This is a genomic window from Peribacillus sp. NPDC006672, assembly GCF_050274955.1.
Classification (GTDB): Bacteria; Bacillota; Bacilli; order Bacillales; family DSM-1321; genus Peribacillus.
In genome coordinates this window covers 12,779-32,451 of record NZ_JBNNOR010000032.1, presented here as the reverse complement: position 1 = coordinate 32,451, position 19,673 = coordinate 12,779, and the positions used below count along the sequence as shown (strand labels likewise).

General features: G+C 35.1%; 21 protein-coding genes. 3 read left to right on the top strand and 18 right to left on the bottom strand.

Features of this window, described 5'->3' with window-relative positions; all coding sequences use genetic code 11:
* Positions 1-301: 301 nt before the first annotated feature.
* Positions 302-736 carry a hypothetical protein gene (locus ACQKKK_RS25940; protein WP_427619973.1) on the bottom strand — a complete coding sequence of 145 codons (435 nt, stop codon included), beginning with the start codon at positions 734-736 and terminating at the stop codon, positions 302-304.
* Positions 737-1,172: 436 nt separating this feature from the next.
* Here ACQKKK_RS25940 and ACQKKK_RS25935 point away from each other — a divergent pair, with 436 nt between their 5' ends.
* Both ACQKKK_RS25935 and ACQKKK_RS25930 read left to right on the top strand, forming a co-directional pair.
* Positions 1,173-1,709 carry a DUF2975 domain-containing protein gene (locus tag ACQKKK_RS25935; RefSeq protein ID WP_427619972.1) on the top strand — a complete coding sequence of 179 codons (537 nt, stop codon included), beginning with the start codon at positions 1,173-1,175 and terminating at the stop codon, positions 1,707-1,709.
* 13 nt (positions 1,710-1,722) lie between these two features.
* On the top strand, positions 1,723-1,935 hold the full coding sequence (locus tag ACQKKK_RS25930) for a helix-turn-helix domain-containing protein (protein WP_200749883.1): 213 nt from the start codon (positions 1,723-1,725) through the stop codon (positions 1,933-1,935).
* 220 nt (positions 1,936-2,155) lie between these two features.
* On the opposite strand, the gene ACQKKK_RS25925 is transcribed toward ACQKKK_RS25930, so the two are convergent.
* The 13 genes from ACQKKK_RS25925 to ACQKKK_RS25865 all read right to left on the bottom strand — a co-directional run bounded on the left by ACQKKK_RS25925 (position 2,156) and on the right by ACQKKK_RS25865 (position 14,706).
* Positions 2,156-2,443, bottom strand: coding sequence for a hypothetical protein (locus tag ACQKKK_RS25925; RefSeq protein ID WP_427619971.1), 288 nt, complete (start codon positions 2,441-2,443; stop codon positions 2,156-2,158).
* A 233-nt stretch (positions 2,444-2,676) separates the two neighbouring features.
* Positions 2,677-2,982 (bottom strand): hypothetical protein, encoded by a 306-nt coding sequence (locus ACQKKK_RS25920; RefSeq protein ID WP_427619970.1) that lies wholly within the window; start codon positions 2,980-2,982, stop codon positions 2,677-2,679.
* 557 nt (positions 2,983-3,539) lie between these two features.
* The gene (locus ACQKKK_RS25915; protein WP_427619969.1) at positions 3,540-4,571 is read right to left on the bottom strand and encodes an alpha/beta fold hydrolase; all 1,032 of its coding nucleotides are present in this window, start codon (positions 4,569-4,571) and stop codon (positions 3,540-3,542) included.
* A 528-nt stretch (positions 4,572-5,099) separates the two neighbouring features.
* Positions 5,100-5,774 carry a response regulator gene (locus tag ACQKKK_RS25910; protein WP_427619968.1) on the bottom strand — a complete coding sequence of 225 codons (675 nt, stop codon included), beginning with the start codon at positions 5,772-5,774 and terminating at the stop codon, positions 5,100-5,102.
* A complete protein-coding gene (locus ACQKKK_RS25905; protein WP_427619967.1) occupies positions 5,771-6,955 on the bottom strand; it encodes a sensor histidine kinase in 1,185 nt (394 codons plus the stop codon). The genes ACQKKK_RS25910 and ACQKKK_RS25905 overlap by 4 nt, the downstream gene beginning before the upstream one ends.
* A gap of 26 nt (positions 6,956-6,981) precedes the next feature.
* Positions 6,982-7,218, bottom strand: coding sequence for a hypothetical protein (locus ACQKKK_RS25900; protein ID WP_427619966.1), 237 nt, complete (start codon positions 7,216-7,218; stop codon positions 6,982-6,984).
* A gap of 860 nt (positions 7,219-8,078) precedes the next feature.
* Positions 8,079-9,218 carry an FtsW/RodA/SpoVE family cell cycle protein gene (locus ACQKKK_RS25895; protein ID WP_427619965.1) on the bottom strand — a complete coding sequence of 380 codons (1,140 nt, stop codon included), beginning with the start codon at positions 9,216-9,218 and terminating at the stop codon, positions 8,079-8,081.
* A gap of 485 nt (positions 9,219-9,703) precedes the next feature.
* Positions 9,704-10,303 carry a transglutaminase-like domain-containing protein gene (locus tag ACQKKK_RS25890; protein WP_427619964.1) on the bottom strand — a complete coding sequence of 200 codons (600 nt, stop codon included), beginning with the start codon at positions 10,301-10,303 and terminating at the stop codon, positions 9,704-9,706.
* A gap of 1,687 nt (positions 10,304-11,990) precedes the next feature.
* Entirely contained in the window at positions 11,991-12,149 is a 159-nt protein-coding gene (locus ACQKKK_RS25885) for a hypothetical protein (protein ID WP_427619963.1), read from the bottom strand.
* Positions 12,150-12,389: 240 nt separating this feature from the next.
* Positions 12,390-13,097, bottom strand: a complete 708-nt coding sequence (locus ACQKKK_RS25880) for a hypothetical protein (protein WP_427619962.1) — start codon at positions 13,095-13,097, stop codon at positions 12,390-12,392.
* 316 nt (positions 13,098-13,413) lie between these two features.
* The gene (locus ACQKKK_RS25875) at positions 13,414-13,647 is read right to left on the bottom strand and encodes a hypothetical protein (protein ID WP_427619961.1); all 234 of its coding nucleotides are present in this window, start codon (positions 13,645-13,647) and stop codon (positions 13,414-13,416) included.
* A 145-nt stretch (positions 13,648-13,792) separates the two neighbouring features.
* Positions 13,793-14,449, bottom strand: coding sequence for a plasmid pRiA4b ORF-3 family protein (locus ACQKKK_RS25870; RefSeq protein WP_427619960.1), 657 nt, complete (start codon positions 14,447-14,449; stop codon positions 13,793-13,795).
* A complete protein-coding gene (locus ACQKKK_RS25865) occupies positions 14,446-14,706 on the bottom strand; it encodes a hypothetical protein (protein ID WP_427619959.1) in 261 nt (86 codons plus the stop codon). The genes ACQKKK_RS25870 and ACQKKK_RS25865 overlap by 4 nt, the downstream gene beginning before the upstream one ends.
* Positions 14,707-14,822: 116 nt before the next feature.
* Between ACQKKK_RS25865 and ACQKKK_RS25860 the strand changes: the two genes are divergently transcribed.
* On the top strand, positions 14,823-15,875 hold the full coding sequence (locus tag ACQKKK_RS25860; protein ID WP_427619958.1) for an endonuclease NucS domain-containing protein: 1,053 nt from the start codon (positions 14,823-14,825) through the stop codon (positions 15,873-15,875).
* 402 nt (positions 15,876-16,277) lie between these two features.
* Here the strand turns inward: ACQKKK_RS25860 and ACQKKK_RS25855 are convergent, their stop codons facing one another.
* The 4 genes from ACQKKK_RS25855 to ACQKKK_RS25840 form a co-directional block, all read right to left on the bottom strand.
* A complete protein-coding gene (locus ACQKKK_RS25855) occupies positions 16,278-16,490 on the bottom strand; it encodes an ABC transporter ATP-binding protein (RefSeq protein ID WP_427619957.1) in 213 nt (70 codons plus the stop codon).
* Between the two features lie 64 nt (positions 16,491-16,554).
* Positions 16,555-16,773 carry an ATP-binding cassette domain-containing protein gene (locus tag ACQKKK_RS25850; RefSeq protein WP_427619956.1) on the bottom strand — a complete coding sequence of 73 codons (219 nt, stop codon included), beginning with the start codon at positions 16,771-16,773 and terminating at the stop codon, positions 16,555-16,557.
* A 53-nt stretch (positions 16,774-16,826) separates the two neighbouring features.
* Positions 16,827-18,230, bottom strand: a complete 1,404-nt coding sequence (gene gnd, locus ACQKKK_RS25845; protein WP_427619955.1) for a decarboxylating NADP(+)-dependent phosphogluconate dehydrogenase — start codon at positions 18,228-18,230, stop codon at positions 16,827-16,829.
* Positions 18,231-18,308: 78 nt separating this feature from the next.
* Positions 18,309-19,655 (bottom strand): GntP family permease, encoded by a 1,347-nt coding sequence (locus ACQKKK_RS25840; protein ID WP_427619954.1) that lies wholly within the window; start codon positions 19,653-19,655, stop codon positions 18,309-18,311.
* Positions 19,656-19,673: the final 18 nt, after the last annotated feature.

Genomic DNA, 19,673 nt, shown 5'->3' with positions numbered 1-19,673 from the left:
CAAAACCGGCCTCCACCCCTTGGATAGGCATGACGAAGGAATGAAAGGGCATAGGATTATGACCCGTTGAGACATGGGAGGGAAAGCCTCCAGGGCAGCGTGGAGTATGTGTGCAGAATATGTAATAATATGGGATTTTTAACAGATCCCCTATTTCAATCTGTCCTCATCTTATCAAAACGGTCCTATCTCTTTCGTTCATCTAAAGCAACCTATACCATGTGGTTTGAAATCCTGCGAAAAAGCGAGTATTCGTGAGCATTATCTATTAAACTGAGGGAGTTCATTAAGGAATAGCAGTTTAATGGTATTGAAACCAAACAAACCATCCTTTTTCCTTACTTTTAGCTAAAAATATTTGACCTTGGGCTAAGTTAGCTCCAGGTGCTTTTGGGAAATCTAAACGTACAAGCCATGATTTTTCAGCAATTTCTTTGCCACAAAAGGTCTTTGCCATTCTAAAATAGTTTTCTTCTTCTTTATTACCAACTGTTTTGGGAAAAGGTTTGGCAGTTACTACATTCCACTTAGTATATATGTCAGGAAAATCATCTAATCCAGTTCCATAAGTTTTTGGTATTAAAGTATTTAACGCTTCTATTACCTCATTTTTATCCTTAATCGATGTTTTCTCTAATTCACTTAACACAGGACATTCTTTAGGTTGTGCGTATCCTTGAATTGAACCAAAAAACAACATCGGAATGGTAATAATCAATATATATATCATTTTCATATAATAAACTCACCTCAAAAGATATCTTTCCTAATTTTAAGAAAAATAGTCCATTTTTTGAGGTGTAATGGCTCAATTGTTATTCAACTAAACTGCCCCGATAGTTCCATAAGGAAAAAGCTGCCTTAAAGATAGCTCAGATCTTCAGCTAACGCACCCGTTAGTTGAACAAGAAAAATGAAGCTATGTTGGATCAACCCTTCTATTATTACGGCTATTTTCAATTTCTTTAGTTATGGAAGATTTCTTTCCAGTCGCCCTCGCCCATCTTTCATTTTGAACACCACCAAACTTTTGAATTGTTTTGATCAAACTAAATTTTAAAGTTATACGTCAGGAATCAATCTCCTTGAAAAAAATTATAGAAAAAAATTATTGTTTGACGATAACACTTTATCGTTTTATAATAATATGTAAAATAAGGAGGGAATTTCCAATGAATCTTTTTACCAAGACCGTTCTAAAATTTTTATCAATTGTGTCGCTAATTGCTCAAGTTTTATGTGCGTTTGCTGGATTAATGCTATTATTTGCGTCTGGAGCTTTATTGTTAGTACCAAACGGAGTCAAAAAACAATTGCTACAGTATGCAGATTTAAACTCAAACACAAACCCATCAGTATGGTTGTTAGTACTTTCTTGCTTAGTCGCGCTAGCAATCATTGCTTGTTTGTTTATCATTATGTACGCTCTACATAAGATAATTGGTAATATTTACGAACAACACTTCTTTGTTTTCCAAAATCTTACGTACCTCAAACTAATCTTAATTTCGATTACTAGCTTTACCATTTTGCAGTTCACTAGTCAGCTGTTCTTTGCGAAAATACACGCGTTCAATGTCAGTGATGTTTTTTCAAATTCTTCGCCAGGTTTATTGGGAAACATTCTTCTGTTAGCCATCGTTTATACTCTTTATGTGGTTTTTAAATACGGCATATCTTTGCAAGACGATTCTAACAACGTGATTTAGGTGGGAGCTCCTTATGATAAAAATTAATCTAGATCGAGTAATGCTAGAAAGAAAAATTTCTTCAAAAGCGTTAGCAGAAAAAATTGGAATTACCCAAGTTAACTTATCAATACTAAAAACAGGTAAAGCGCGTGGTATTCGCTTTGCCACATTAGAAAAAATCTGCCAGACATTAAATTGTCAGCCTGGTGATATACTCGAATATGAAGAAAAAACTGACATATAACAAAACAATTGTTATATGTCAGTTTTCAACTATTCCGCAATATGGCCCGAATCTTGAACACAAGATAAATAACACTCTTCCACTAACCTGCCCCTTTAGTAGCATAAAAAAAGAGCTGCCTTTAAGACAGCACCGATCTTCAGCTAAAGCACCCGTTAGTTCATTAAGAAAAGCGAAAAAGCGAAATTTCTTTAAGAATCGCGCCCTTTAGTTGAAGAAGTTACATGACATTCTCTATTTCTTTTTTCTTAAATATGCCTACCAGTAGCATAATAAGTCCTATGATGAAACCGATTGGGAACAAGTACCACATAACCAAAGTTGCCCAAGGATCCTCAACAATAAATGCGTATGATAAACCAATCGCCAAAGATAAGAATGGTGAAATTGCCAACATAAGAGCGATGCCCCAAACAATACATTTTCTTTTTTTCGACTTACCTTTGCTAAGTTGATAAGCTACAAGTACTCCTATAAATGCAATTCCATACCCTACGGCAAATGCCATCTTTTGTTACTCCCCTTTCTAAATTTCACAGCTGATTTAGATTTATGTATACCCTCTTTATTTTAACATAAATTTCCAATCGTCTTTAGGAAGTATCTTTAACACTGGCCCAATTGTTGAATAAAGCTCAACAGCACTCTTCAACTAAACTGCCCCGTTAGTGCCATAAGAAAAAGGCTGCCTCAGCAACCTTCCTTATTGAAGTAAAGCACCTGTTAGTTTAACAACTAAACTTAATTTTTTCTCTCTTTTTCGAAATAGAAACCTGTCCCATTTTCTTGTGGAACAAACCCTTGTAGAGCTGAACTATTTTCTACCAAATTTTGCTCTTCTGCTGTTATAACTGTGGTAACACTTTTTCCTTCAGCAACCATACCTTCTCTACGATCTTGTTCTTCTCTAGTAACAAGTTTATATGTATCTGTTTGTTTTGAGGAAACTTCTGCAGATGCTTCTGTCTTTTGCAAGTCTTTCGCAAAACCGATTGATACTGCTAAAACTCCTGCAAAACCAAGGGTTAAAACTAATTTCCCTTTCATATAAAAACCTCCCAATAATTTCTATCTGTTTCAATAACATATTTTATCATAACTGAAACTATGTTACTTTTAATTTATTTCTTCAACACTAAACTGCCCCGATAGTTCCATAAAGAAAAAGCCGCCTTAAAAACAGCTCTGATCATAAGCTAACGCACCCGTTAGTTCATTAAGAATTCGGTTAGAATAAATTCAGTTATATTTTCTGCGAAGCATCTTTATAATAAGTGCGAAAATAACTATGCCAGTTAAAGAACCCACAGCGTATGACCAAGAAAAATAATCAAAGATAAAGTAAATTATTAACATACAAGCAAAATATCCTGCTGAAAAACTCATTAAAAATTTTTTCAATTTCACTTCGCTTCCCTCATCTCTCAAAATATTACATATACTTTATCATAAAACATGTGTTTCTTGTTCAACAATCCTGCCCCTTTAGTTCCATAAGGAAAAAGCTGCCTTAAAGACAGCTCCGATCTTCAGCTAACGCACCCGTTAGCTGAAGTACAATTCTTCACAATCTCTTTTTCAAGGTAAGAAAAAAACTACCCTATTTATTTTAAAAATGTATCGCACATCCATTCATAAAATTTTTCCTTCTCTTCAAATTGTGGATAATGAGCTGATTGCTCAAAAGCAATAAATTCTTTTTTATTAGCTTCAATCATATCAAAATATTTTTTTGCTTCATTTGATGTAGTCATATAATCATATTTACCCATAACAAAATAAAACGGTAATTCAAGTTTCGTTACGATAGTTGGTAATGGTTTTTTAAATATATCCTCTACCAATACCTTTTGAGAATAGGACACCCCACGGTTATAACGGATTAGATCTAATAAGTTATACTCGTTACTGAGTAATATACCTAAGTTATCTCCATCGGGGTTATCAATGAGTCTTACACTTCCGTCATATTTCATAACAGAATTTCGTGGGGTAAACATGTCGCCCTTTTTAATTTTTTCAGTTAACCCTTGTAAATACAAAACATCATCCGTATTGCCAGCTTTTCGAGCCTGATTTATAACGTAGTTCAAACTCTCAATCTCGCTTTCTACTTGATTACTCATCTGTCCAATACCAATATATGCTTCATACTTTTCAGGAGCTTTATGGGCAGCCTGCGTGCCAATATATGTACCATAAGAATGACCAATTAGTATTACCTTTTCTTTGCCGAGCCGTTCTGATATATAATCCGTCAAAGCCAATAAGTCATCCACCAGTAAGTCTGACGAAAGATTAGAATAGTCCTCAAAAAAATGATGGGATTTTCCACTTGCTCGTTGATCGTAATTAACAACCGTAAATTTAGTTTCCAGTAAGTCTTGGTATTTTTCTGCATATGGTATTTCCGAACATCCAGGTCCTCCATGTACAAAAATAATAACAGGATTAACCTTATCATTGCCACGTATCATAATTTCATGACTACTTCCATTTATCTCTACTTGTTCTAATGCACTTATACTGTTATCACCTTTTATATACGAAGACCAAGTAGGGAAAAAAAGTGCTATGATTAATACTATTATAATAATGGCTCCGATATATTTTATTAATTTCTTTATGTTTTTCATCTGATTCCTTTCTGCTCGATACAATCCAAATATATGATTGATCAAAACTTGTTCTTATGTAATGTGATGGATATTGATTATTTTTGAAATCCAAATTCCACTAAAGCGCCCATTTCTTGAAAAAGAAAATTCGAATATTATTTACTTCAAGACGGGTACAGGTTGTAAGTTCCAATGGATTTGAACATGCATTTTTTCACCTCTTTTATAAATTTCATTTATATTTCTACTCTACAAAGGAAAGGTCATATACTGTAGTGTCGATAAGTCATAACTATTTGGGAAGAATGACTAATTATGACTATTAGCTAAAATATATTACTTCTTTATTAATAAATGGCTATTGAAACTTTATTGATGCCCTCTTTTATAGCAAATATCTAATAGACGATCCACCGTGAGGTTTTTTGAATGATGGACCTTATGAATTGCCCATGAAATAAACAAATTTAAAATAACGTTCCAGTTCGTTGCAATTAAAAAAGAGTGAAGACAAAGTTAGTTTAACTTTGTCCACACTCTCTTACTTCAATATTTCTTATTTTCTACAAGACTCTCTTCTATTGCTTTCATAATAGCAGAAGATCTGTTTTTTACATTTAATTTCGAATAAATGTTAGAGACATAATTTTTCACAGTTCCCACTGAAAGAAACATCTTTTCTGAAATGTCTTTATTGGATAATCTTTGAGTTAAACATTTTAATACTTTTAATTCTTGATTATTTAAATCATATGGATGTTTCATAGAGTTATGGTCAAATTGTTCCGCGTGTTCGTTATTATTTGATTGTATCTGACCAAACACCTCTTTTGCTAATTGTTGAGGAATGAGGGAACCTCCGTGATACACCATTTTAATTCCCTGAACCAAAAATTCAGGATCAACAGCCTTTAATATGTAACCCTCTGCACCAGCATTTAAGGCATTCAAAACGTGTGTAACATCTTGGAATGTAGTAAGTATAATAATTTTTATATTGGGCCACTGTTTTTTAATTTCTTCTGTCGCCTTTACACCATCCATCACCGGCATTTGAATGTCCATTAAAAGAATATCAAGATTTTCCCTTTCACATAAAGCAATGGCTTTCTCTCCATTTTCCGCAGTTCCAATAATTTCAATGTCAGATATGCTTTCAATCACAATTTTTAAGCTCTTCCTTAAAATCTCTTGATCTTCGACGATTGCCGCTTTTATCATGATAATGATACTTCCTTTACCATAGGTATGTGACACGTTATCCTCATACCATCATTCAATTTTGAATAAAAGTCCACTGTACCTGCCAATGCCGAAATTCGATCTTTCATTGAGCGTAAGCCAAACCCTAAATGCAATTCACTAAAGCCCATTCCATTATCTTCAATGAGAACAATCAATTCTTCTTGTTTAAACGAAATAGATACTTTAATAAAGGTTGCCTGCCCATGTCTTTTCGCATTTGTAAGACCTTCTTGTATACAACGAATAATGGCAAACTTTATCCTTTCGCCTACTTTGGTCGCTTCTCCTTCGACAATCAGTTTTATATCCGTTGATGTATGTTTCATAAAATCAACAATCAATTCTTGCACAGATTCAATAAGTGTTTGATGAGTCATGGGCGACATCTGGTGAATTGTCTTTCTCACATCTTGCAGTCCATTTCGTGCTAAATCTGAAATCTCTTTTATACTTTTTTCTGCTTCTATTTTATCTGCCCGATATAGAAAAGGAAGAGCATCTAAACTCGTTATGACTGATGTGAAAATATGGCCTACTGTATCATGCAAATCTTGTGAAACTCTATTTCGTTCTTCCTTAATCGTCAGTTCCTCAATCTTTTTTGAGTAATATTCCAAGTCCTCGTTTTTTTCCTCAATAGAAGCAATTAACGCTTTATTGGCGTTATTGACAATGGTCATCCTTCCTAAACATAACCCGATACCATAAAAAATAGTTGTGTCAACGAAGAGAGCAAAGAAACCCTCATCAGCGAAGAGATCACCGGCCAATGTGCCAGCTAAAAAAATAGAAATATATAAGAAAGGCCCTAACCAAATTAACGGCTTCACTTGACAAGCATAAGCCACAGTAAGCATAGGCAAGAATAGAAAACCGTAAGTCTCTGATATTTCATATTGGATCGATAAGTAAATAAACAATGTACCCGTTAACAATACCTCGGCAAATACATACTTTGGGAATTTTATAAGCCCAGGCCGATAAAATAGATGAGGTATTATATATGAACAACTAACCCACAAAAGTAAAATCCACTTGTTCAATCCTGTCGTACCAATGAATATCACGGAGCCAATATTCGTAATCCATATTGTACGAATGAGAAATAGAACATAGTCCAACCAATGCCATTTCCTTTGATCCATTACTGCTTTCATACTTTTATATCCCCCAACTACGGCGTCTATTTCATCGGTCCTAAAACTACTTCGCCATTCTCGTTCGTATAATTGATTATGTTTAGTTTATCTTCAAGGGAGAAACTTGTATAGTTTTTCTTTAAAGCTTCCAGGCATGATAATGATATCATCCAAAAAGTAATCACTTCAGTACTTTTTTTGAGAGATTTAGCAATAGAATTAATACTTTCTCCAACATTTCCAAAGCGATAACAGCCATGTTCGATCGTAAATTTTGTCAAAAAAATGCACCACCAATTGTTAGATAATTATCCAACAATTGGGGTGCAGTTCATTACTCAGCTCTTTTAAATGTAATGCTTCTCTAATCGAAGCATTCCCCCTATTTTCCTCACAACGTTTTTCTAAATGAATAGCACCATTTATCATAATCTAATTTCTCTTCATAAAAACGGTGAGCATTGTTTCGCTGAATTCCACGATTCTAATGCTACATATGCGCTCCCATTTTCTTTTGCCCAGTTATGTATATAACTTAATAATTTCTCTCCAAACGCAAATGAACGGTTAGCAGTATCTGTTACCAGATCATAAACAAAAACGTGACGTTTATTATAAAAGTTAACTCTCCAACTTAAACCAGCTAAGGATACAATCCGGTTATCCTTATATAACGCATACAATACCCATCTTTCCTCATTTCTTCAGTAACTCCAGATATGTCTTTTGAGTTAACTCAGTACGTAACTGATTCATAATTGGAAAGGCTTCTAACCATTGTTCTTTATCTGTTAATTTTTGTATTGTTTCTACCGTAGAATTCACATTAACACCACTAAAAAGGATGTTCTATTCAGGCCTAACGACAGTTAAATAAGACTGCAGAGTTTGCTGGCGTATAGTATGTCGGCAATCCATACGTTGGTTTTACAAGGTCATGAAGGATATTGCCATGTTGCAACGAATCCTTCCACATTCGCATCCATCCGTTACACTGCGCTATATTGGGATTACAGAAGAAGAAACTCACGATGTATTAGAATCATTTAGTGTCTTTAATAATTCATAACAAATAAATGGCCTCTTTTTAGTAGGTTTCTTTTGATAACTTCACTTTTAAAAAAATTATTGTTATATCAATTTAGCCAAACATAAATGCTCTTTTTCGATAGCTTATTGAAAAAATTAATCCTATTCCTAACATATTCCCCATTAATGAGCTGCCTCCGTAGCTTATAAAAGGTAAAGGTATCCCTGTAATAGGTAGTAAACCTATATTCATTCCAATATTCTCGAAAATATGGAAAAAAATCATAGAAACCACACCTACACATAGGTAAGATTCAAAACTATTTTTGACATCTAGCGCTAACTTCACCATACCCGAAATAAGGAGGAAATAAATTGTTATTAAAATGCTAGATCCCAGGAAACCATATTTAGAAGCAATAACGCTAAAGATAAAATCTGTATGTGCTTCAGGAACGTATACCCCGCTTCCTTTATAACCAGAAACACCACCTGATCCTATGGCAAGTAAGGCTTTGATTAAGTTAAAACCCTCTCCTGATTTATAAGACTCTGGATCAATCCAAGCATAAATCCTTCCTAGTTGAAATATTTTTATTCCCATTAAACGAAGAATTTCAGGGTGAAGAAAAACTAAGTACAAGATTCCACTCGCAATTGATCCTCCAATAATAAAAATACCGCCAATTATTCTCCATGATATTCCTGAAACAAATAATAACCCTATAAAAATACACATTAATACTAAAGATGTACCTAAATCTGGTTGTTTCATAATTAAAAGTATTGGAAGAAGTGTTGCAGCCCCCATCTTAATTAATAGAAAAAAATCCGTTTTCAAAGTTTTGTCTTCATATTTATTATGATGTTTTTGTATTAAGTAACTTAAACAAATTATTAAAGATATTTTAGTAAACTCTGCTGGCTGAAGAGACCCAATCCCAGGAATTTGAAACCAACTTTTTGCCCCATTTATTTCTCGTGCTATTGACTTAGGTGACAAAATTAATGCAATTAATAGAAATAAACTAAGCGAGTAAATAAACCAATTCAAGCGAAATATTTGTTCAGAATCCAAATACATAACTCCTAAAATCATACCGAAACCTATAAAATACCAAGTAACTTGTCTAAATAAAAAATCCCCTTCGTATTGACCAAATTCTTGAGCAGTGTGTATAGCTATACAACTAGTTATAAATAGCAAAAGTAAAAGTGTAACTAAGTTGTAATCAAACTTTGAATTTTTCATTTTTTTCCCCTTGTAAAATATTCACTTATGTTATATTTTAACTCCATTATACTAAAAATGTAAATTCATAAATAAAAGCACTTTTATTTGTTCATACATTCTAGGTATACAATTGATAAAGGATCATAGTATCAAATACAATCCGTTTATTATCCACTTCAATAAAAAAAGAAAGTGCTGGTTCTCCGAAGAAGTAGCGATCAATCAATGTATTATTATCTACATTGATAATTTCATATAATATCCACCTTTTTTCTATTTCCATCTATTATAACTAAGGTGAGGAAATTTTTGTTAATTCATAAAAGTGTAGCTTTGAAACAAAGATTAATCAAATTAATCCAAGAAACCTGATAAATGAATAAATAGAAAGGGCATGTTTTGAAAAAAGATTAATCAAAACATGCCCTTATACTATTTAATTGGATTATTCTTTTATAAAAGTTGATCATTTTTTGTGTTCCATAATAGAGCAACTACAAACTCTATGGTAAGTAATGATTATACATTTCTAATGCATTCGTATCTGCTTCCAAAATAGCAACTGTTTTAGGGTGAGGCTTAGCATAGATAACTGGATAACCCTTTTCATCAAGTTCTTCATTAATGGGAAAAGCTAATTTTTCCTCTTCAATTGAAAATTGGGCATCAATTCCCTTTTTATTTCCACGAGCGTCTATCCTAATCCATTTATTAAGTGATTTAAAGAAGATAGCATTCAAAGCGTGAATACAATGCACTTTTTCTGGAGTATCAAACAACATCAATCTTTGATAACAAAAACCCGTTGGTATTCCCTGTGAACGCAATAAAGAAGCTAATAAGTGTGATTTTGCATAGCAAATTCCCTCTTTAAAGTGTAATACATCCGAAGCATTACAAGTAACTCGTGTCGATTGAATATCCCAAGAATGAGAAATTTCATCACGAACAAATTCAAAAGCTATTTTAGTTTTTTCAATTTCCGTTTGAGATTGATTGAAAAGTTCATCTGCTTTCCTTATTATAATTGGCTTAGAATAATTAACTTCATTTAATTCGAGTAAATAATCATCTAATATATCAGAATCACAAACCAAATTCATAAAATCCACACCTATTAAATGAATAATCATGTATACAGTGGTATTGATGTATTATGGAACTAACCTGCCCCGACAGTTCAATAGGAAAAGGAGCTGCTGATCAGCAGCGCCCTTTAGAGGCTTCTAATTTTGTCGATATCTACTCAGAATTTGTAGATATTTCTCGGGAAATTGTTGAAATTTGAAAATGGTGATCCCGAATAGTTGGAACAAAGGAATTTTTACTTTTGATTTGGTTGCCTTAGGTTTAAATAGTTATTAAAGAAAATTAACACCTGAAGATCGTAAAAGAGTCTAAAAAAAGGTAATGAAACCTTTTTCTTATTGCAGTAATGTTTCGTAGTGGGTTTTTTGTTGTTCAGTTTTAAGTTGTGATATATCGTTTGTCAGTTAGAGGTTCATTTCATGCGTAGCTGCGTGTTCATTAGTTAATAACAATAAGGTCTCTTTTAATTGAATGAGAACATGGGTTAAATATATTGTCATATGTATCGGGTATCGCTATCTCTTTTAAAAGCCTAATTTTGTCGATATCTACTCAGAATTTGTAGATATTTCTCGGGAAATTGTTGAAATTTGAAAATGGTGATTCCGAATAGTTGGAACAAAGGAATTTCTACTTTTGATTTGGTTGCCTTAGGTTTAAATAGTCATTAACGTAAATTAACACCTGAATATCGTAAAGGAGACTTAAGAAAAGGTAATGAAACCTTTTTCTTATTGCAGTAATGTTTCGTAATGGGTTCTTTGTTGTTCAGTTTTAAGCTGAGGCATATCGTTTGTCAGTTAGATGTTCATTTCACAAGTAGCTGCGTGTTCATTGGTTAAAAGTATTAAGATCTCTTTTAATTGAATAGGAACATGGGTTAAAATTGTTATATGTATCGCGTATCGCTATAAGGGTTTCGATGTCGGATTGAACGAAGATATGCCAATCCCTATCTTTTAACTACTCCTATCCATATCGCTCTAAGTTTTAAACATACATTCGAACAATGGATTTTGCATCTCCACTTCTTCTTCCACTTCCTTGGAAGAGGATCCTCATTCATTCGGATGTATATCCTGTCGCATATCGGACCTCCCTTTCTATTAAAGATGAAGGTTCTATGGATTTATTTGAATGTTATATCCCCCAGCGATACGAAACACAAAAAAGAACCGATCAGCCCCTTTCTTGAGGAACACTATTAAGGACATGGATCTTGCTGGAGCTGGGAAACTGTTGTTTTAAGCTGAGGCATATCGTTTGTCAGTGGACGTTCATTTCATGCGTAGCGTTTGGGATTGTGGATTAAATTGTCAAATGTATCGGGTATCGCTATCTCTGCTTCATTAGTTTCTTCTAATCTATCTTTTTGTTGATACACAAGTTATTTAGCAATATCCTCTGGGGGATTGTCCGTATCGCGTAACGCTATGAACGCTTCGATGTCGGATTGAATAAAGATAGGCAATCACCATCTTAAAAACTCATATCCGTTTCGTTCTAAGTGTTGACCATACTTTTGAACAGTGGGTGTTGCATCCCCACTCCTTCTTCCACTTCCTTAGAAGAGAATACTCGTTCATTCGGTTGAATATCATGTTTGCATATCGAACCCAGCTTTTCTATTGAACCTAAAGGTTTTGGATTTATTTTCAAGTTATATCGCCAAGCGATACGAAACACACAAAAAAGAGCCAATCAGCCCCTGTTTGGAGCAACTCTATAAAGGAGGACTCTTGCTTTTGAATGCAAGTTTTCAACCTCCTCAACTCCCTTTTTATCAAACATGCCTTTTTTCTTTGCTTGTTTTTTTGTTTTAATTGCATATCGCTTAAACAAATCTCCAATGAATTTCAATTGAGCCTTCGTTTGCCTTTAGACCGTCCGATACATTGGTATCGCCAAGCACTTACATAACAGGTACCAAATCCTGTAAAACCAAAATACTCTTTCTTAATTCTTTGTTTCAGCTACGCGAATCATATGGCACTATGCTTTTATCCATCATTATATATTTAAAAAAGATTTATCAAATGTTTCTACATCATTAATTTGCTTCCACAAATCATTACAGGCAAAAAAACCTTAGCAGTCACCTTATTTTCTGAATATGGAGAAAAGCCCCCGCCATTTTTCTGAACGTTTTTGTATCGCTTCTTCTAAACGTTTATTAAATTCATTTTGTGAACTCCATTCTTTTTTCTGTTCGTCCCGCATATTTTGTATTTCTTTTTGTAAGAGTTCACTTTTTTGTTTTTCTTGTTGCAGCAATGTTTCGTAATGGGTATTTTGTTGTTCAGTTAATTGTTCAATTTTAGTATTAGTTCTTTGCGCTGAATTTCCAATACTAGAACTTATAACATGATGATCTTGCTGGAGCCGGGAAACCTTTGTTTTAAGCTCTGACATATCGTTTGTCAGTTGGACATTCATTTCACGTGTGGCTGCGAGTTCATTGACTAAAAACATTAAGACCTCTTTTAATTGATTGGGGTCGTGGGGTAAATTTTCATATGTATCGGGTATCGCTATCTCTGTTTCATTGGATCCTTCTAATCTTTCTTTTTGTTGAAATACAAGGTCTTTAGCTGTATCGTCTAGGGGCTTGTCCGTATCGCGTAGCGCTATAAGCACTCCGATGTCAGATTGAACAAAGATACGTCGATCTCCATCTTTCAAAAACTCATATCCATTCCGTTCTAAGATTTGACCATACTTTCGAACAGTGGGAGTTGCAATCCCCACTTCTTCTGCCACTTCCTTGGAAGAGAAAGCTCGTTCATTCGGTTGTATATCACGTCGCATATCGGACCTCCTTTTCTATTAAATATGAAGGTTTTTAGATTTATTTGCAAGTTATATCGCCCAGCGATACGAAACAAAAAAAAGATCCGATCAGCCCCTTTCTTGAGGATTTCTACTAAGGATAATTTTGAATGAGTCTCCACCGCATAAACTCTACTTTTCACTAAAAATAATGATTTAATTTACTTATCGACTCCAAAACAATTAAACCAAGTATAAAAAACCGTAGAAGGGTATTCAAAACACGATACGCTGGCGGGCAATATCCCTGTAAAACCGTAACAACAAATGGACTAACAGTTGGTTTAATCTCTTGTCAAGATACGATGGAAACCACAATAATCATAGATAAAACAAAGAATAAAATGATCCGATAAACAGTTTGATTGATTGCTTTAGGTATTGTTTTTTCTGGAGATTCACCTTCCCCCGGGGAAATTCCTACCAGTTCAGTACCACCTAACGAGTAGTTTACTGCCATCATAACAATAGTAACTCCAGCAATTAATGACCCTATCCATGGAGAAATATCTGGGAACCACCTTTGCATCAGCGAGCCTATCATAACAATTGTAGGCATTCATATGAGTAAACATTATAATGAAATTGAAGAATACCGTGACTTTACGATACAACCTGAAACACACAAAGCAATTAACACAATGATTGGGTTAATCGAGATTTCAGAAGATTTCCTACTTCGTTATATCTATATATTTATCTGATATTATTCTGTAATTCTCATGATGTACTTTATCCCACTCAGTCTTTTGAAATTTTAAATGCTTGAGACGTTGATTCATACAAGCTTTATCAAATAATCGGAACCCTTGCTCAGCCGCCCAACTACGGAAATAGTTATACTCTGGGTGAGGAGGATTTTGATAGACTTCAAGAAAGTGCTCAAATCCAGGCGGACCACCTACATCCTCTGGCGGTGCTTCCCCTGCCCAATCAAGTACCGTTGGGAAACCAAAATAATAATCCTCCACGACTTTCTCTAGCTTCACATGAATGCGCCAATCATCACCGAAATCATACACATATAAAAATTCACCTATGCGCTCCAAATAAGTATCAATTTTTATACGTGACGGCTGCTTCACCGCAATTCCTTTATACGATTTGCTTTTCGCTTCTTCTATTCGTTGTAAATTATTCGTTACAACAACATCATCTAGCTGAAACTCAAACAAATGAATTGGCTCGTACGGATATCCACTCTGAAAATTCGTTACATTTTGAATGACATCGTGCAAACGATTAAACGTAATTCCACCTGGTACAATTACTTTTCTCCACACAACTGGTTCAATATTTTCAAATTGGAATGCTAGGATATAGGATTTCATAAGGAACCTTTCTTTTTCTTTCCTTCTAGTTCTAACTTTCTTCTGTTTTGATCTTCCTTAGGTGCTGTAAATGTATATGGTGATCCATTATATGACCATGTTGCTCCATAAACATAACCATTTTGGATTTTCACAAATCGGAAATTTGTATCATTAGTATAAGATTTCAAAAATCGGCCAGCAGCTTGAATATTATCACATTGTTCCAGTAACTCTCCGTTTTTATAGATTGTTATAGGCACTTTTCTATTACGCATGTAAATCTCCTTTTTTAAATAATTTCTTCTATTTCATTATAAGTTTAATTAACAAGAAATTGGAGCTTTCAGTGTAAAATAGTGGTATTGAGTTCGCTATATAGGAGGTTGAAATAATGCCATTTAATATGAATCTGTGGAAAGTAGAACAAAATAAACTACAAGAAATTCAAAAAAATCGGCTTGATAGTGAAGATCGTTTAGAAAACTGGATTGCAGAGGATAGCAACATTTTAGGCTTAGATATTTTAATCATTGGGAAGCAAGTAGTGACTAGCTTCGGTGGACGTATTGATTTACTAGCTATAAAAAGCGACGGCGAACTGGTCCTGTTAGAATTAAAGAAAGATAGAACACCTCGTGACGTAATCGCTCAAGCACTTGATTATGCTTCATGGGTAAAAGAGTTAACAACTGTAGAAATAGAGGCAATCGCTGTAAAATATTTAAAACATGGCTTAAAAGAGACATTTGAAAATCATTTTGAAACATCGCTACCACTAGAGATAAACAACCAGCATAGTATCGTAATCGTTGCTTCTGAACTAGATCCATCCTCTGAAAGGATTGTTCAATACTTAGCAGATGAATACAATGTAAACATTAACTGCGTCTTCTTTGATTTTTTCAAAGACAATTCACAAGAAATGCTTGGCCGCTCATGGCTTATGGATCCTGAAGCAGTAGAAGATAAAGTATCAGCAAAGAAGAAGGCCCCTTGGTCTGGTATTTATTACGTAAATGTAGGCGATGGTATTCATCGGAGTTGGGAAGATTGCAAAACATATGGTTTTATAAGTGCAGGGCAACATCCTCGTTATAGCGGTCATATGAAGAAGCTACAAGTTGGAGATAAAGTGCTCGCTTACTTAAAAGGTCGAGGATATGTAGGATACGGCATCGTAACTTCAGAAGCTGTAATGGTTAAGGACTTTGAATGGACATCTGGAAAAAAACTTTTAGCTGAGCCTCTCAAACAGCCAAACATCGCAAATAACTTAAATGATTCTAACAATGCAGATTGGACAGTCGGGATTAAATGGATTGAATCATTAGATGCCAACCAAGCATTAACGCAGCCGGGTATATTTGCTAACCAAAATATTGTCTGCAAACTACGAGATAAATCAACGTTAGAATTTTTAGGTATCAAATTTAAGTTAGATTAGCCTCATGTATGACAAAGAGCCGCTGGAGGGCGGCTCTTTTATCGTTATTTCAAGTTACTTATGTAAAAAGTCAACTATCAAAAGAATAGAAAAAGAGGCTTCCCAAAAGTTCAAAGAACTAATGGAAAACCTCTACTTTTAAGCTATATCACGGTTCAATGTTACCCCTTAATGGAGTATTGAAGACAAGGCCCCTATAAAATCAAGGGATTTAAGCAATGATTACATCATGCCGCCCGTAAGGTGAGAGTGTGTAACATCTTTAACGAGATTTTATCGTTTTCCGCTTGATTGCGTTAACAAATTGTTAGCATGTCTTTCCTTACAAACATTCTTCATTTTCCCTTTCGAACTTACCAAATAAAGTTTCCAAATAAACTTTATGCGAATGCCAATTAAAAATTAAAATCCATTTTCTACCAACCATTTCATAATGCTTTCTTCTCTTTTCTTAATATCGTTATGCTGGTTATCGTATTTACTCATTTTCTTCTGTGCAACAAGATTTCCATCTACCATAAACAATACTCTTTCGGTTTTTGCTGCCACCTTTGCATCATGCGTCACGAGCATGATGGTTGTCCCTTCATTATTAATCTCTGCCAGAATAGACATAATGTCTGCTGACGATTTGGAATCTAATGCTTCGGTCGGTTCGTCTCCAAAAATGATATCCGGATCATTTTGTCAATGCTCTAGAGATGGCGACTCTCTGCAGCTGGCCGCCAGAGCCTTGAGTGATCGTATTATCTGCAAGCTTTTCAATTCCTGTCATTTCCATCAGTTTTTTTGCTTTTTGATACACCGCATTTTTATCCGCTTCTTTTGATACAAGAGCAGGAAACATAACATTGTCAATCAATGACAGATTTTTTAAGAGTTTATCAAATTTATTCATCTCAAATTCATGAACGGTTATTGAGAAATGACTGTTTCTTTTGTCACTTTCTATCACTGCCAGTTTGTGTGAAAGACTCCTGCTAAATCACGTCGTTCATAGGTATGTGCTCCAAAATAATCACGTTGTGCTTGCAAAAGGTTAGCATTTGAGATGCCTTTTCGATAACTATCGTAATAAGTGAGTGAAGCGCTTAAACATGGAAACGAGATACCGGAGTTTATTCCCTCACAGACAACCTTTCGCAATCCTACCTGGTAATCCGTAACCTTTTCGGCAAAATATGGTGATACTAATAAATTAGCCAGATTCGGCTGCTCTTGATAGGCTTCGCTAATGACGTTTAAAAATTCTGCACGAATGATGCAGCCACCACGGAAAATCAGCGCAATATCCTTTAAAGGCAAATCCCAGCCGTAAAGTTCAGAAGTCATTTTATATTGAGTAAAACCTTGCGCGTATGCACAAACTTTCCCCATATATAATGCTTGTCTAATATAGTCAATCCACTCATTTTTATCTAATTTTTGCTGATCGTTCTCAGGGCCTGTTAGAATATGTTCTGCATTGACCCGTTCTTCTTTTAAAGCGGAAATGTAACGAGCAAACAAAGACTCTGTAATAATCGATGCTGGTATTCCGTTATCAATAGCTTGCATGCTGGTCCATTTACCTGTGCCTTTTTGTCCTGCTTTATCCAGAATCACATCGATCAAGGGTAAGCCCGTTACTTCATCTTTTTTCCTTAAAATTTCGGCTGTGATTTCGATTAAATAACTTTTCAGTTCGCCTTGATTCCATGTTTCAAATATGTCAGCAATTTCATTAACTTCTAAATGCAACTTTTCTCTTAAAAACGTATAAGCTTCGGCGATTAATTGCATATCTGCATACTCAATCCCGTTATGTACCATTTTTACAAAATGACCTGCTCCTTTTGGACCGATATAGGTACAGCAAGGGTCATCATTTACTTTGGCTGCGATTTTTGTCAGAATTGGAGCTACTTTTTCATAGGCGTCTTTATCTCCACCTGGCATGATTGAAGGTCCTTTTAACGCCCCGACTTCTCCACCAGAAATACCAATTCCTAAGTAACTGATTCCTTTAGATTTCAATTCATCATATCTGCGTTCAGTATCTTCGTAATGGGAGTTGCCGCCGTCCATGATAATATCGCCTGATTCAAGATGAGGAAGTAATGAATTGATCACCGAGTCGATCGGTTTACCCGCAGTCACCATTAGAAAAATCTTTCTTGGAGTTTCCAGTGACTGAACAAAGTCTTGGATTTCGTAATACGGATGGAGCGGCTGACTGTCCAAATTAGCAACAAGCTGATCCGTTAAATCTCTTGTGTAGTTATAGACAGCTACTTGTTCCCCCTTACTAGCCATATTTAAAGCGATATTACTGCCCATGACCCCTAAACCAATGACACCAATTGTATTGAACATTTAATTCTGCTCCTTTTATGTAAGAATAATAGGCAGTAAATCCCTACTATAAGTGGGGGATTTACTGCCGGGAAAAGCCTATACAAATAAGCTTAGTAATAGAATAAACCCTAATCCAGCTACTGAAATAATCGTCTCAAGCAAGGTCCATGTTGCAAATGTTTCTTTCATGCTTAAACCAAAATACTCTTTAAACATCCAGAAACCAGCATCGTTAACGTGTGAAGCGATTAAACTTCCCGCTCCTGTAGCAAGTACAACTAGAGCAAGGTTAACGTCCGTCTGACCTAACATCGGAATTACTAAACCAGCTGTCGTTAAGGCAGCAACGGTAGCAGATCCTAAGGAAATACGCAGGATTGCCGCGATGATCCAGGCAAGCAGGATTGGTGATAATGATGTTCCTTTGAATAATTCAGCTACATAGTCACCTACACCGCCGTCGATCAATACTTGCTTGAAGGCTCCGCCGCCCCCTATGATTAAGAGCATCATTCCGATATGCAAGATTGCTGAGGTACAAGATTCCATAATATCTTTCATTGGAATCTTTCTTGCTAATCCCATTGAATAGACCGCAAATAATAAGGAAAGCAACATGGCAGTACCGGCTTCACCAATAAAACGGATAGCTGCTAGTAGACCATTATCTTCAAATCCCATTGTTTTTTGCATCAAAGTGATGATCGTAGCAATTGACATTAATATAACCGGAAGTAAGGCAGTAAATACACTGATCCCAAATCCAGGTGTTTCTTCAAGTTTAAATGATTTTTGTTCTCCTAAAGAGGCAATGCTGCCTGTTTTCGTAAATGAGTCAGGTACTAACCTTTTAGCTATCTTCGTGAATACTGGTCCAGCTAAAATAACGGTTGGTACCGCAATGATGAAGCCGTACAGTAAAACCTGACCAATGTCTGCACCATATTCACCAGCGATAACGGTTGGTCCCGGGTGCGGCGGTAAGAAACCGTGTGTTACGGATAATGCCGCTACCATTGGAATACCAAGATATAATATCGAAACTTTTAATTCTCTTGAAATCGCAAATACGATTGGAATTAATAATACTAATCCCACTTCAAAAAATAACGCGATACCGATAATAAATGATGCTGCTACGACTGCCCATTGAATATTCTTTTCACCGAACTTTTTAACAAGGGTCATGGCAATGCGCTGCGCGCCGCCTGAATCTGCGATTAACTTACCCAACATCGCTCCAAGTCCAAAGATTAACGCTAAGTGACCAAGTGTTCCGCCTAATCCTGCTTCAATGGTTTTGACAATTCCATCAAGTGGCATCCCAAGTGCTAAAGCCACTCCAAACGACACAATGATTAAGGAAATAAAGGTGTTTAATTTTAAGCCCATTATTAAAATTAATAAAGCGACAATTCCTAAAGCGACAATAACTAATGGCATTGTAATTCCTCCATGTCT

Bases quoted from the DNA above. Each gene is read 5' to 3' on its own strand.
- ACQKKK_RS25940 (WP_427619973.1), bottom strand. From the start codon at position 736: ATGAAAATGATATATATATTGATTATTACCATTCCGATGTTGTTTTTT.
- ACQKKK_RS25935 (WP_427619972.1), top strand. From the start codon at position 1,173: ATGAATCTTTTTACCAAGACCGTTCTAAAATTTTTATCAATTGTGTCG.
- ACQKKK_RS25930 (WP_200749883.1), top strand. From the start codon at position 1,723: ATGATAAAAATTAATCTAGATCGAGTAATGCTAGAAAGAAAAATTTCT.
- ACQKKK_RS25925 (WP_427619971.1), bottom strand. From the start codon at position 2,443: ATGGCATTTGCCGTAGGGTATGGAATTGCATTTATAGGAGTACTTGTA.
- ACQKKK_RS25920 (WP_427619970.1), bottom strand. From the start codon at position 2,982: ATGAAAGGGAAATTAGTTTTAACCCTTGGTTTTGCAGGAGTTTTAGCA.
- ACQKKK_RS25915 (WP_427619969.1), bottom strand. From the start codon at position 4,571: ATGAAAAACATAAAGAAATTAATAAAATATATCGGAGCCATTATTATA.
- ACQKKK_RS25910 (WP_427619968.1), bottom strand. From the start codon at position 5,774: ATGATAAAAGCGGCAATCGTCGAAGATCAAGAGATTTTAAGGAAGAGC.
- ACQKKK_RS25905 (WP_427619967.1), bottom strand. From the start codon at position 6,955: ATGAAAGCAGTAATGGATCAAAGGAAATGGCATTGGTTGGACTATGTT.
- ACQKKK_RS25895 (WP_427619965.1), bottom strand. From the start codon at position 9,218: ATGAAAAATTCAAAGTTTGATTACAACTTAGTTACACTTTTACTTTTG.
- ACQKKK_RS25890 (WP_427619964.1), bottom strand. From the start codon at position 10,303: ATGAATTTGGTTTGTGATTCTGATATATTAGATGATTATTTACTCGAA.
- ACQKKK_RS25880 (WP_427619962.1), bottom strand. From the start codon at position 13,097: ATGCGACGTGATATACAACCGAATGAACGAGCTTTCTCTTCCAAGGAA.
- ACQKKK_RS25875 (WP_427619961.1), bottom strand. From the start codon at position 13,647: ATGCAAAGGTGGTTCCCAGATATTTCTCCATGGATAGGGTCATTAATT.
- ACQKKK_RS25870 (WP_427619960.1), bottom strand. From the start codon at position 14,449: ATGAAATCCTATATCCTAGCATTCCAATTTGAAAATATTGAACCAGTT.
- ACQKKK_RS25865 (WP_427619959.1), bottom strand. From the start codon at position 14,706: ATGCGTAATAGAAAAGTGCCTATAACAATCTATAAAAACGGAGAGTTA.
- ACQKKK_RS25860 (WP_427619958.1), top strand. From the start codon at position 14,823: ATGCCATTTAATATGAATCTGTGGAAAGTAGAACAAAATAAACTACAA.
- ACQKKK_RS25855 (WP_427619957.1), bottom strand. From the start codon at position 16,490: ATGTCTATTCTGGCAGAGATTAATAATGAAGGGACAACCATCATGCTC.
- ACQKKK_RS25850 (WP_427619956.1), bottom strand. From the start codon at position 16,773: ATGAATAAATTTGATAAACTCTTAAAAAATCTGTCATTGATTGACAAT.
- gnd (WP_427619955.1), bottom strand. From the start codon at position 18,230: ATGTTCAATACAATTGGTGTCATTGGTTTAGGGGTCATGGGCAGTAAT.
- ACQKKK_RS25840 (WP_427619954.1), bottom strand. From the start codon at position 19,655: ATGCCATTAGTTATTGTCGCTTTAGGAATTGTCGCTTTATTAATTTTA.